At 65.1% G+C, this 12,213-nt stretch carries 12 protein-coding genes; 10 read left to right on the plus strand and 2 right to left on the minus strand.

Translation table 11 applies throughout. The features are described from left to right. Window positions 1-19: 19 nt before the first annotated feature. The 10 genes from NTV05_06720 to NTV05_06765 all read left to right on the plus strand — a co-directional run bounded on the left by NTV05_06720 (window position 20) and on the right by NTV05_06765 (window position 10,951). Window positions 20-937, plus strand: coding sequence for an AEC family transporter (locus NTV05_06720; protein ID MCX6544094.1), 918 nt, complete (start codon window positions 20-22; stop codon window positions 935-937). A gap of 214 nt (window positions 938-1,151) precedes the next feature. Further along, complete coding sequence (locus NTV05_06725) at window positions 1,152-3,389, plus strand: TonB-dependent receptor (protein MCX6544095.1); 2,238 nt, start codon at window positions 1,152-1,154, stop codon at window positions 3,387-3,389. 222 nt (window positions 3,390-3,611) lie between these two features. Beyond that, window positions 3,612-4,964, plus strand: coding sequence for an amino acid permease (locus NTV05_06730; GenBank protein ID MCX6544096.1), 1,353 nt, complete (start codon window positions 3,612-3,614; stop codon window positions 4,962-4,964). A gap of 115 nt (window positions 4,965-5,079) precedes the next feature. Next, window positions 5,080-5,550: a multiheme c-type cytochrome gene (locus NTV05_06735; protein ID MCX6544097.1), complete on the plus strand. Its 471-nt coding sequence runs from the start codon at window positions 5,080-5,082 to the stop codon at window positions 5,548-5,550. Window positions 5,551-5,706: 156 nt separating this feature from the next. Then, window positions 5,707-6,327 carry a 4Fe-4S dicluster domain-containing protein gene (locus tag NTV05_06740; GenBank protein ID MCX6544098.1) on the plus strand — a complete coding sequence of 207 codons (621 nt, stop codon included), beginning with the start codon at window positions 5,707-5,709 and terminating at the stop codon, window positions 6,325-6,327. 12 nt (window positions 6,328-6,339) lie between these two features. Next, a complete protein-coding gene (nrfD, locus tag NTV05_06745) occupies window positions 6,340-7,515 on the plus strand; it encodes a polysulfide reductase NrfD (GenBank protein ID MCX6544099.1) in 1,176 nt (391 codons plus the stop codon). Between the two features lie 152 nt (window positions 7,516-7,667). Then, window positions 7,668-9,416, plus strand: a complete 1,749-nt coding sequence (locus tag NTV05_06750) for a hypothetical protein (GenBank protein ID MCX6544100.1) — start codon at window positions 7,668-7,670, stop codon at window positions 9,414-9,416. 155 nt (window positions 9,417-9,571) lie between these two features. Beyond that, window positions 9,572-10,138, plus strand: coding sequence for a Uma2 family endonuclease (locus tag NTV05_06755; protein ID MCX6544101.1), 567 nt, complete (start codon window positions 9,572-9,574; stop codon window positions 10,136-10,138). Between the two features lie 82 nt (window positions 10,139-10,220). Further along, the gene (locus NTV05_06760) at window positions 10,221-10,520 is read left to right on the plus strand and encodes a type II toxin-antitoxin system prevent-host-death family antitoxin (protein ID MCX6544102.1); all 300 of its coding nucleotides are present in this window, start codon (window positions 10,221-10,223) and stop codon (window positions 10,518-10,520) included. Further along, a complete protein-coding gene (locus tag NTV05_06765) occupies window positions 10,517-10,951 on the plus strand; it encodes a type II toxin-antitoxin system VapC family toxin (protein ID MCX6544103.1) in 435 nt (144 codons plus the stop codon). Before NTV05_06760 ends, NTV05_06765 begins: the two co-directional genes overlap by 4 nt. Before the next feature lie 44 nt (window positions 10,952-10,995). Here the strand turns inward: NTV05_06765 and NTV05_06770 are convergent, their stop codons facing one another. Together NTV05_06770 and NTV05_06775 are read right to left on the minus strand one after the other, a co-directional pair. Next, entirely contained in the window at window positions 10,996-11,994 is a 999-nt protein-coding gene (locus tag NTV05_06770; GenBank protein MCX6544104.1) for an NADH:flavin oxidoreductase, read from the minus strand. After that, on the minus strand, window positions 11,991-12,167 hold the full coding sequence (locus NTV05_06775; protein MCX6544105.1) for a hypothetical protein: 177 nt from the start codon (window positions 12,165-12,167) through the stop codon (window positions 11,991-11,993). The genes NTV05_06770 and NTV05_06775 overlap by 4 nt, the downstream gene beginning before the upstream one ends. Window positions 12,168-12,213: the final 46 nt, after the last annotated feature.

The raw sequence follows: 12,213 nt of genomic DNA on the forward strand, positions 1-12,213 counted from the left end.
TACCGTGGACGCCAATTCTATGCAACTCCTGCTGACGATTCTCGCAGACGACATCCTGCCCATCTTTTTGATTGCCGGCGTCGGGTTCGTTCTCGCTAGACGATTCCGCATCGACGTGCGCGTCCTGTCCCGTGTGACGCTCAACGCGCTGGCGCCCTGCCTGGTGTTCAATCTGATCGTCACCAGCCATCTGAGCGCCGGCGAATTCGGGCGGATCGTCGCCTTTACGCTGCTGCTGGTCGCGTCGCTCGGGGTGGTCGCCCGTGTGGCCGCCATCCCGTTCAGGCTTGATCGGCCGGGACTTGCCGCATTCCTCATCGTCGTGATGTTCTCGAACGCCGGCAACTACGGACTGTCCGTCGTGCTGTTCGCGTTCGGCCGCGATGTCCTGGCCCGTGCGGTCGTGTACTTCGTGACGAGCGCGATGTTGATGTACTCGGTGGGCATCGTCGTCGCGTCGAGCGGCCGGAGCAGCATCGGACGCGCCGCGCAAGGCCTCTTGAAGGTGCCGGCCATGTGGGGTCTGGTGGCCGCGGTTCTGGTGGTGTGGACCGGGGTGCGCCTGCCAACCGGCGTGGAACGGCCGATCGAACTCCTGAGTGCCGCCGCCATCCCGACGATGCTGCTGGTGCTGGGGATGCAGCTCGAGCGAAGCGCCTGGCCCGCGCGTCCGGGACTGGTGGCCGCCGCCTCCGTGCTGACCCTGGCGGTGACTCCGGTGCTGGGGTTTGCGCTTGCGGCGCTGCTCGGTCTGACGGGCGGCGCCAGGCAGGCCGTCATCGTGGAGTCCGCGATGCCGAGCGCGGTGATTACCACCATCCTGGCGCTCGAGTTTGACGTGGCGCCGACGTTTGTAACGGCCGTCGTCGTGGTGACCACGGCGGTGAGTCCGTTGACCGTGGCCCTCGTGATTGCGCTGCTGCAGTCCGGCTACTAGCGACGAATTCTGCAGGGTTGCCGAACGCTTGTTCGGGAATGTTTCGCTGACAATTTGCGCCGTCTTTTGTATAGTGGCACGGTTACTGTCGCGAGGCGTGCGACAGCTTCTGCCAACACTCTGGTTTATGGACCCGATCCTGCGACCCCAAGCGCGGGAAGGGTGGCGCCCCCGGGTGCCCGGAAGGATTGTCTTGTTTCAAGAGGAGGTCCGAATGGCGTCCCGTGCACTCGCCGTCCTGCTGACAGTACTGACGGCGTCGGTCCCAGCGTTTGCCCAGAATTTGCCCTCGCCGGCACCGGTGGCGTCGGAGGCCTTGACGCAGGCCGCGCAACAGGCGCCGCCTCCGGTTGCCAAGCCCGGCATGACCGAAGCCGAGCAGCAGAAGGAGAAAGAGAAGAAGGACAAGGAAGCCCAGACGCCGAAGTTCGAGGAACAGATCGTCGTCACGGCTTCCAAGGTTGAACAGCAGCTGGTCAACGCGCCGGCGACGGTCAGCGTCATCACCGCCCAGACGCTGGCGACCAAGTCGGCAGCCGATTACGCGGGGCTGTTTCGCGCGGTGGCCGGTGTCAACGTGTCCCAGACGTCGGCGCGCGATCTGAATATCACGAGCCGCGGCGCGACCAACACGCTGTCCACGGGGCAGTTGGCGTTGATTGACGGCCGAAGCGTGTATCTCGATTTCTTCGGGTTCGTCGGCTGGGACTTTCTGCCGTTGAACTTCAACGAAGTCAAGCAGATTGAAGTCGTGCGCGGGCCGGCATCGGCCGTCTGGGGCGCCAACGCGATGAGCGGCGTGGTGAACGTCATCACGAAGTCGCCGCGCGAGATGAAGGGGACGACCGTCACGATGGGGTTCGGGACCTTCGATCGGACGACTCCCGGCCAGACATCCGATCCGGGCGCCGGGAGCTCGTTTTACACGAGCCTCAGCCATGGAGGCGTGATCAACCAGGAGTGGTCCTACAAGCTGTCGCTCGGGTACGTCGGGCAGGACGCGTTCGCGCGGCCAGTCGGCACCATCGACAACGCGTACAAGTCCGCGTACCCGTCGTACGTCAACACTGGCACGAGTCAGCCGAAGGTCGACGCGCGGGTGGACTACGACTTTCCTGATGGCCAGTCTCGCTTGACCTTCGGCGGTGGCTATGGCGGCACGAGCGGGATCGTCTACACGGGCATCGGGCCGTTCGACATCAAGAAGGGATCCGGCGTGGCCTATGGACGCGTGGACTATTCGCGCGGGGGACTCAGAGTGCAGGCGTTTACCAACATCCTGAACGGCGATTCGCCGGCGATGCTCACCGTGGGCCTCGACGGTAAGCCCATCCAGTTCCTCTTCAAGACCTACACCTACGATCTGTCGGCCTCGAATATCTCGACGATCGGGACACACCACGTCATCAGCTACGGCGGAAACGTGCGGTACAGCACGTTTGACCTTTCGGTGGCGAAGGGCGGCTCGTCGCGCAACGAGCAGGGCGCGTATCTGCAGGACGAGATTTTCCTGAGCCCCCATTTCCGCTGGCTGGTCGGGGCCAGGATCGATCGGTTCGACGTGCTGAAGAAGGCGGTCATCTCGCCGCGCACGACGTTCATGATCAAGCCGAGCGAGCAGCATACGTTCCGCCTGTCGTACAACCAGGCGTATCGGGCGCCGTCGCTGGTCAACAACTACCTCGACACGGCGATCTTGCAGCAGATCGACCTGGGGTTACTCAGTCCTACGTTGGCCGGCCGGGTGTTCACGTTCCCGATGCCGGCTCAGGGCAACACGGATCTGGTACAGACCTCGCTCCAGGCGTATGAGATCGGGTACACGGGGACGTTCGCCCAACGCGTGCAGATCAGCTTCGCGTGGTACTACAACGACACGAAGGACGACATGCTCTTCCAGGCGAATCAGGCCTACAGTTCGACGAACGTACCGCCCGGCTGGCCGCTACCCACGTCGTATCTGGACCTGATGGCCTCGCTCGGCAAACCGTTGCCGTCCCACTACACCTATCTCAACAAGGGGCGGCTCAAAGCCACCGGCGTGGAGATGGGCTTCGATGCGGTGCTGGCGAAGGGTGTGAGCGCGTATGCGAACTACTCGTATCAGCCGGATCCCAAGCCCTCCGGCGCCAACTACACCATCGCCGACGTCAACCTGCCACCCCGCAATCGGGCCAACGCGGGCCTCAACTTCGTGCTCGACCGCTTCGTGGGCTCCGCGTCGGTGTCCTATCAGGACAAGGCGTACTGGAAGGACGTGCTGGCCCCGCTGTACATCGGCTGGACCAAGGCGTTCACGAGCGTCAATGGCAGCTTCGGCGTCAAGTGGGCGGGCGGCAAGTTGACCACCACGGTGAAGGCGAACAACATCTTCAACCAGAACATGCAGCAGCACGTATTCGGTGACATCATCAAACGGCAGATCGTTGGCGAGGCGCGGATCACCTTCTAGCCGTTGGTTCGAGCGGCTAGCCCGCCGAAGCCTTGGCGAAGGCGGGTACCGGGTTCGAGCGGCTGACCAGGCCGAAGCGGTGATGCCGAAGGGGGCCGCGTAGGCGGGCAGCCAGTCTCTGTTGCATACTTCACGGGCCGTGGGTGGGGAGACCCCTTGTCCACGGCCCGTTCGTTGTTTGCGGGGGCGGCGGGAGCCCCTCGCTGACAGGAGAAACCGACGGTGACACACCGAATCGAGACGACTGGCTCGGACGGCGCCCCGCGGGAGCTGCCGCGGGTGCTCGGTTTCGTGGACGTCATGGGGATCCTGATCGGCACGGTCATCGGATCGGGGATCTTCATCGTCCCGGCGGCCATCGCCGGCTACGTCCAGTCGCCAGTGCTCGTGATGACCGTGTGGATCGTCGGCGGCGTCCTGACGTTCTTCGGCGCACTGGCCTTCTCGGAACTGGGCGCGGCGTTCCCGCAGGCGGGCGGGATGTACGTGTATCTGCGCGAGGCGTACGGCAAGCCGATCGCCTTCCTGTTCGGATGGACGCTCTTCCTCGTCATTGATTCGGGCGCGATCGCGACGCTGTCGATGGCGTTCGCCGAGAAGTACCTGCCGCAGTTTACCGGCCCGCTCTCGACGTTCGGCACCAAGTCGGTGGCCATCGTGCTGATCGCCACGCTCGTGGCGATCAACTACGCCGGCACACGGTGGGGCGCCCGGGTGCAGAACTTCCTGATGTTCATCAAGTTCGCCGCGATTCTGGCGGTGTCGATTGGCATCCTGGCGCTCGCGCACGGGCTACCGGCTAGATTCGTCGAGCCGCCGTCGCCCCCGATGACCGCTGCCCTGATCGGCGGGTTCGGCCTCGCGCTGCAGCGGGCGCTGTGGGCGTACAAGGGCTGGGAGGCCGTCAGCTTCAGCGCGGGGGAAATCAAGAATCCCGAACGCAACATGCCGCTCGGCCTCTTCGCCGGGACCCTCGTCATCATCGCGCTCTATCTGGCCGCCAATCTTGCGTACCTCTATGTGCTGCCGTTCGACCGGCTCGTCGGCGCCCAGCGGGTGGCGAGCGAAGCCATGTCGGCGGCCGGGTTCGAGCTTGGCGCCACCGTGCTCGGGCTGGTCATCCTGTGCTCGATTACGGGAGCGGCCAACGGAAACATCCTGACCGCGCCGCGCGTGTTCTATGCGATGGCCCGCGATGGAGTGTTCTTCAAGCGTTTCGGCGACATCCATCCGCGATACCTCACGCCCCACATCTCGATTCTGGCGACCGGACTCTGGGCGATGGTGCTGAGCGTCAGCGGAACGTTTGGCACGCTGGCCGACTTCGTCGTCTTCGGCCAGTGGATCTTCTTCGGCCTGACAGTGGCAGCCGTCATCGTGCTGCGCCGCACACGTCCGGACCTGCCCAGGCCTTATCGGACGTGGGGATATCCGGTGACGCCGATCCTGTTTGTCCTGGCGGCCCTCTTCATCTCTGCGAACGCGCTGATCAGCCAGTTTGCCAACGCGATGTACGGGCTGGGGATTATTCTGCTCGGTGTGCCCGCCTACCTGTTCTGGCGGAGTCGTGCATAGACGGGGTTCGGGATTGGGAGTTGCAAGATAGAATGCCTGTCTCGACCGGAATTGCCGATTTTCGTCATCGGAGCCTGTGGCCCCGGTCGGACGATTTGTACCTTCGGAGGTTGTGATGGAGCCTCGCCCTAGCGACTATCGCCATCTGGTTCGAATGGCTGGTCTGTTCCTCGTCGGCATCATGATGTTTCTTCTGCTGCGGTCGATTTTCGTGCCGAAGAACTACGGCCTGCTGGGCCCCTATAATCCAGGGGCCCTTCAGCAGAACATGGATCGCCCGCTGAAGTTCGCCGGACAGGCAGCCTGCATGATGTGCCACACGGAACAGGCGGACATCCGCGCGAAAGGACGGCACGCCAAGGTGGCGTGCGAGTCGTGCCACGGGGCGCTCGCGTCACACGCGCAAGCCGACGATCCGGCGAAGTCGAAACCCCAGAGGCCGGATCCGCGCAAGACCTGCATCATTTGCCACACCGCGAGCATCTCCAAACCCAAGACGTTCCCTCAGGTGGATCCGGCCGAACACGCACCCGAAGGCCCGTGCACGGCGTGCCACGTCCAGCCGCACAACCCGAAGATCTCCTGACGAGGTACCGCGATGAACCAGGACCGACGAACCTTTCTCGGACAGACCGGCAAGTGTCTCATCCTCACCGCCTCGGCCGCGCTGGCCTGGGAGCACGTGCTGGCTGGCACGCCGGAGAGCGCGCCGAATTACAACACCAACGACCATTGGTGGGGGATGGCGATCGACATCGAGAAGTGCATCGGCTGCGGGACGTGCGTGCGCGCCTGCAAGACGGAGAACGATGTGCTGCTCGAAGACGGCAATTTCCGGACGTGGGTGGAACGCTACGTCGTCGACACGGCCGATCTCGATCACCCTCGCGTCGAATCGCCGAATGGCGGCTACGCCGGGTTCCACGAGCACGAGGTGACCGGCGCGAACCTCAAGATGTTCTTCGTGCCCAAGCTGTGCAACCACTGCGAGCATTCGCCGTGCGTGCAGGTCTGCCCGGTGGGCGCCACCTTCGAGAGTCCGGACGGCGTCGTGCTGGTCGACAAGACCTACTGCCTCGGCTGCCGGTACTGCGTGCAGGCGTGTCCGTACGGCTGCCGCTTCATCGACCGGCGGACCGAGACGGTCGACAAGTGCTCGCTCTGCTATCACCGGATTACCAGGGGCCTGACCACCGCGTGTTGCGAGACGTGCCCGACCGGCGCCCGCACACTGGCGGATCTGAAGGACCCCAAGGATCCGATCCACGCGTTTCTCCGCGACCACAAGGTGCAGGTGTTGAAGCCCCAGATGGCCACGGGTTCCAAGGTGTACTACAACGGCCTCGACGGCTCGGTCCGGTAGGAGACAACGACCATGAACGGTGTGGAAGGGTTCATCTATCCGAACGAGCTCGAGTTGCAGTGGAGCGTGCTGATCGTCCTCTACCCGTTCATCACAGGGTTGGTGGCCGGCGCGTTCATCCTCGCCTCGCTCGAGCGCGTCTTCAATGTGCAGGCGGTCAAGCCCACCTACCGCCTGGCGCTGCTGACGGCATTGGCGTTCCTGCTGGTGGCGCCGCTGCCGCTGCAGCTGCATCTGGGACATCCCGAGCGATCACTCGAGATGTACCTGACGCCGCACACGACGTCGGCAATGGCGATGTTTGGCTTCGTCTATCTCTGGTACCTCATGGCGGTGCTCGTGCTCGAGATCTGGCTCGATTACCGCAAGGACATCGTCCTGAAATGGCGGGCCAGCCAGGGATGGCTGCGACTGGTCTACGGGGCGATGGCGCTCTGGTCCGACAACATCAGCGAGTCGGCGCTCAAGCTCGACGACCGGATCGGCAAGACGCTCACGGTCATCGGGATTCCGTCGGCGTTTCTGCTGCACGGCTACGTGGGGTTCATCTTCGGATCGATCAAGGCGAACCCGTGGTGGTCCACGCCGCTGATGCCGATCGTGTTCCTGTTCTCCGCCATCACGTCCGGGATCGCGTGCATTCTCCTGATGTACTTCGCGACGTGCTGGTACCGGAAGGTGACCGTCGACATGAAGTGCGTGGACACGATTGCCACGTACCTGTTCTACGCTTTCGTCGTCGATTTCACGCTCGAGATGGTGGATCTGATCCAGCGCATCTACGAGTCGGACGAGTCGTTCCGGGCGCTCGACTTCATGGTGAAGACCAAGCTGTTCACGTCGCAGATCGTCGTGCAGATCCTCATCGGGACCGTGCTGCCGATTGTGATGCTCGGCATCACGCAGTTGGTCAGACTGAAGGAGCCCGCACGGCGCGCCATCTACGTGTTTGCCGGCATCCTCACCATGATCGGGATCTTTGCGATGCGGTGGAACGTCGTGATTGGCGGGCAGCTGTTCTCCAAGAGCTTCCTCGGCTATACCAGCTACAAGATGGAGTTCGCGACGCGCGAAGGGCTGCTGCCGGCCATTCTGCTGATGCTCCTGCCATTCGCGATTCTGTGGGTGCTGATTCGCCTGCTGCCACCGTGGGGACACGACGAACAGCCGCAGATCAAGCAGGTCTGACGGGCGGTGCGACATCCTCGTCCGAAGGCGGCTCGAGTTGATGGCACCCGTGCGGCTCTTCTTCCGGTAGGGGCACGGCATGCCGTGCCCCTGCGACTTCGGATTGCCCGGCGAGAGCAGTGAGTTCCGGGCACAGCTCTCAGGGAGGAATCGTGGACGATCGGATCGTTCGTCTCGAGTCCACGGTCGACACACTCCGTGCAGAGATGCTGGCGCTTCAGCGACGCCTCGACGCGCTGGAGGCCGGGCGCCTCGCGGGTCAGACCGGCGAGTCTGACGCTCTTGCCGAAGAGTCTGCCCTTACCCAGGCGCAGGCGGCTCCGGCCGTTGCCGCTTCCCGCGGCTGGCGCGATCCGCTTCTCGTCGTGTCCCTCCTCGGCCGACTGTTTCTCGTTCTGGCCGGCGGATTCTTCCTGCGCGCGATGACCGACACAGGGGTGCTCGATCAACCGGTCGGCGTCGCACTGGGATTCGCGTACGGCTTGGTGTGGCTCGGACTGACCGACCGTGCGGGCGCGCGCCAGCACGTGCCGAGCGCTGTGTTTCACGCGATCGCGGCCGCGATGGTTGCGTTCCCGCTGCTGCTCGAAGCCACAACCAAGTTCAAAGTCCTGTCCGGCGCGGATGGCGCCCTGGTCATCGCCGTGTTGACAGCCGGCCTGCTTGCGGTCGCGTGGCGCCGGCGTCTGCACGCGGTCGCGTGGGTCACGGTCATGGTGGCGCTGCCGACCAGCATCTTCATGCTGGCCAAGACGGGCGTCGTCGTGCCGTTTGCCGGCTATCTCATCGCCTTCGGCGTGGCCACCTTGTGGATGGGATACTCACTCGACTGGCGGGCGATCCGGTGGCCTGTGGCGCTGGCCGCCGACATGGTCGTCCTCGGAGTGACGATGCGCGCGCTGGCGCCTGAACATCTGGACGCACCACAGATCGCCATGGTCGTGCAGTTGTCCCTGCTGAGCGCGTACGTGGTCAGCATCGCGATCCGCACGCTCGTGCGCGGGCGCAACGTGATTCCTTTCGAGGTCGTCCAAACGACGCTCGCCCTGATTGTCGGCTTTGGCGGCGCCGTCTCGGTGACCAGAGCCACGGGCGCTCTTCCGACGATGCTGGGAGTCGCCAACCTGATCTTCGGGGCGGCGTGCTACGGCGTGGCCTTTGCGTTTATCGACCGGCGCGAAGACCGCGGCCGCAACGTGTACTTCTACACGACGCTCGCGCTCGTGCTCGTGGTTGCCGGCCTCACGCTCCTGGTCGGCGAGCAGTGGCTCGGCGCAGTGTTCGCGGGGCTCGCGGTGGTGGCGGCCGGATTGTGGTCTCGGGTTGGACGCCTCTTTATGCTGCTCCACGGCGCAGCCTACATCGTTGCGGCCGGCATCGTGTCCGGCACGTTGAACTACTGCACCTGGGCAGTGGCCGGGGCCGCCGTCGGGCCGTGGGCAATGCCGGGTGCCGCCATCCTCGTGGTGCTCGCCGCCGGTGCGTTGTCGGCAGGGCTGGCCTCGGTGCAGCCGGAGTCGGACGGCAGTGCATTCGCGAGCGGGCCGAGGTTCGTCATCATCCTGATCTTTGTGTGGGCCGCCGGGGGCTGCGTCGTTGGCTACCTCGCCCCCGTGATGGGAGCGCTGACCGACCGCAGCGTGGACCCGGGTATCCTGGCCACGGTCCGCACCGGAGTGCTCGCACTGGCGACGCTCGTCGTGGCCTGGATCGGCCGCCACGACCGGTTCCGAGAGTGGGGATGGCTGGTCTATCCGCTCTTGATCGGGACGGGGCTGAAGATGGTGGCCCAGGACTTCACCACCTCACGTCCCGCGACCCTGTTTATCGCGATGGCTCTCTACGGCGCCGCGCTCATCGTCGCGCCGCGCCTGCGAAGAGGTCGCGTCCAGGGGACGTAGCCCCCGACCAGACATCGCAGAAGCTGCAGCAGTTGGCGCCTGATGATCTGGCAGTTTCTGCTACGCCACTACCAGGAACGCACGGGAACTCGAGCATTTCCTCGACAATCCGCGGCGGCATCGGTCCTGCAAGACGACGATGTATGATGCAGCCGATGCCGCGTGTGCCTCCGCTCGATCGTCCCGCCACGTATGACGACCTGATGAAGGTCCCCGACATCATGGTTGCGGAGATCGTGGATGGCGAGTTGCACGCCACGCCGAGACCGGCGACGAAGCACGCGCGGGCGTACTCGTCGCTCGGCATCCGGATCGGCGGACCGTACGACCATGGAATCGGCGGACCAGGCGGGTGGTGGATCCTCGACGAGCCCGAACTCCATCTGGGGCGCGACGTGCTGGTGCCCGACCTCGCCGGGTGGCGGCGGGAGCGTATGCCCCAGTTGCCCGACGCGGCCCACTTCACCATGCCGCCCGACTGGATCTGCGAGATTCTGTCGCCCTCGACGGCCAAGCTCGATCGGACCAAGAAGTTGGCCGTCTACGCCCGCGAAGGCGTGCGCCACGCGTGGTTGCTCGATCCGCTGGATCGGACGCTCGAGGTGCTGCGGCTCGACAACGGCCGCTGGACGATCATGGCCACACACAGTGACGCCGAAGTCGTGCGCGTCGAGCCGTTCGCCGACATCGAACTGGAACTGAGCGCGCTCTGGGCGGACTGACGGCTTGAGCGGGCGGCGGCCCGGAACGACAGACCTCCCCGTGGCGGTTGCGGCATCGTTCAGAAAAGGCTATTCTAGCCATATGAAAAGGGCTAGTATCACCGAAATGAAGAACGGCCTGAGCGCGCTCATCGATCGCGTCCGCCACGGCGACGCCATCGTCATCGAGGATCGGGGTGTGCCGGTCGCCAGGCTCGAGCCGGTCTCTGCCCCGGGCCGGAACAGTTCCGACGGCCGGATCGCGCGGCTGGTGCGCCAGGGTGTGGTCAGGTCCGCCGGCTCCGCGCCGCCCAAGCGGATCCTCGCCGCCGATCCGCCGTCTCCCAAGGGCGGGTTCAGCCTCAGCCACGCGATCATCGACGAGCGCCGGAACGGGCGATGAGGTTCTGGGATAGCTCGGCGCTTGTGCCGTTGCTGGCGGCCGAACCGATGACCGGGCTCATTCACGAGCGTTACCTGCAGGATCCGGAGGTTGCCGTCTGGTGGGGCACGCCGGTGGAATGCGCCTCGGCTATCGCCAGGCTCGAGCGCGAAGACGCGCTGTCGGCGAAAGATGCGGCCACCGCGTTCGCGCGGCTCGACGCGCTGGCAGCGGCCTGGGTGCAGGTGGAACCGCGAGACGAAATCCGGGAAACGGCGCGCCGGTTGCTGCGCGTTCATCCGCTGCGGGCGGCAGACGCTCTCCAACTTGCCGCAGCGTTCGCGTGCGCCGAGCGCCGGCCATCCACACTGACATTCGTCACACTCGACGACCGGTTGCGCACGGCGGCTGGCCGGGAAGGCTTCGACCTTCTGGAACTGACCGCCGGTTGAGTCCAGCCGGTCGGCCAATCGCCAAATCGGTCGGCCTCGCGAATCTAATTCCCCAACGCGGCGATCGCTTTTGCTGCCCACTCCGGATCGTCGAGCATCGCGCGGCCGATACCAACGATGTCGGCGTCACCAGTCGTGACGATGCGGTCGGCGTGCGCGGGGTCGGCGATGCCGCCCGCCACCATCACCGGCACCGTGACGGTCTTCTTGATCGCGGCGGCGTAGGGCACGAAGTAACCCGGGCCCCGCCCGGGATCATCCGATCCGGCCAGGCCCCCGGACACGTCGATGAGTGCGGCTCCGGCGATGGCAAGTCGTTCCGCCATCCGGCACGCGGCATCGAGTTGGAAGCCCCCCGGGTATTCATCGTGAGCGCCCAGCCGGACAAACACCGGGAACGATGCGCCGACGCGTTGACCGACGGCCGCGAGCACGTCGAGAACGGCCCGCCCTCGTCGATCCTCATCGCCGCCGAACTCGTCATTCCGGAGATTGGTCAACGGAGAGAGGAATTGGGACAGCAGGAAGCCATGAGCGGCATGCAGTTCCACCGCCTGGAATCCGGCGTTCTGCGCGCGCCCGGCCGCGTCGGCGAACGCGTTGGCGACGCCGGCCATCTGCTCGCGGGTGGCCGCCTCGGGAACCTCTCCGTGAGGCTCTCGGCGATGGCGAATGGCCGACGGCCCGAGCGGGATCAGACCGCCCGTCACCTTGGATGACGTGCGCGAGCCTGCGTGCGAAATCTGCAGACACGCGACAGCGCCTTCGGCCCGGATCGCCGAGGCCAGCCTGGTGAGGCCGGCCTCGCAGGCATCGCTGAAGACACCGAGCTGCGTGCCGCTATGCCGCCCCCGCGGATGCACGAACGCATGCTCGACGATGACGAGGCCGCAGCCGGCCGCCGCGCGGACGCGGTGGTACTCGACGATGGCGTCGGTGACCAGGCCTTCGGGGGTCGCTTTGCCGGACCACATCGGCGGCATCGCGATCCGGTTCCGAAGGGTCAGGCCCGAGAACGACAGCGGGCTCAGCAGCGCGCTCATCGCTTCGTGTCGTCCATCAGGCGCAGAGCGATGGCGAACATCAGCATACCGATCGCGCCACGCCAGTAGCCCTGCGGCCCGAGCAAAAATCCAATTCTTGCGAAAGCCAGATACGTCCCGATGACGAATGCCAACGCGGACAGCAGAATCAAGGTCCAGCAGATGTTCTTCATTGGTCACTCCCGGTGAACGCTAATAGTTAACCCCGACCCCAGACCC

The organism is Acidobacteriota bacterium (genome assembly GCA_026393755.1).
GTDB lineage: Bacteria > Acidobacteriota > Vicinamibacteria > Vicinamibacterales > JAKQTR01 > JBAXOX01.

Bases quoted from the DNA above. Each gene is read 5' to 3' on its own strand.
- NTV05_06720 (MCX6544094.1), top strand. From the start codon at position 20: ATGCAACTCCTGCTGACGATTCTCGCAGACGACATCCTGCCCATCTTT.
- NTV05_06725 (MCX6544095.1), top strand. From the start codon at position 1,152: ATGGCGTCCCGTGCACTCGCCGTCCTGCTGACAGTACTGACGGCGTCG.
- NTV05_06735 (MCX6544097.1), top strand. From the start codon at position 5,080: ATGGAGCCTCGCCCTAGCGACTATCGCCATCTGGTTCGAATGGCTGGT.
- NTV05_06740 (MCX6544098.1), top strand. From the start codon at position 5,707: ATGGCGATCGACATCGAGAAGTGCATCGGCTGCGGGACGTGCGTGCGC.
- nrfD (MCX6544099.1), top strand. From the start codon at position 6,340: ATGAACGGTGTGGAAGGGTTCATCTATCCGAACGAGCTCGAGTTGCAG.
- NTV05_06755 (MCX6544101.1), top strand. From the start codon at position 9,572: ATGCCGCGTGTGCCTCCGCTCGATCGTCCCGCCACGTATGACGACCTG.
- NTV05_06760 (MCX6544102.1), top strand. From the start codon at position 10,221: ATGAAAAGGGCTAGTATCACCGAAATGAAGAACGGCCTGAGCGCGCTC.
- NTV05_06765 (MCX6544103.1), top strand. From the start codon at position 10,517: ATGAGGTTCTGGGATAGCTCGGCGCTTGTGCCGTTGCTGGCGGCCGAA.
- NTV05_06770 (MCX6544104.1), bottom strand. From the start codon at position 11,994: ATGAGCGCGCTGCTGAGCCCGCTGTCGTTCTCGGGCCTGACCCTTCGG.
- NTV05_06775 (MCX6544105.1), bottom strand. From the start codon at position 12,167: ATGAAGAACATCTGCTGGACCTTGATTCTGCTGTCCGCGTTGGCATTC.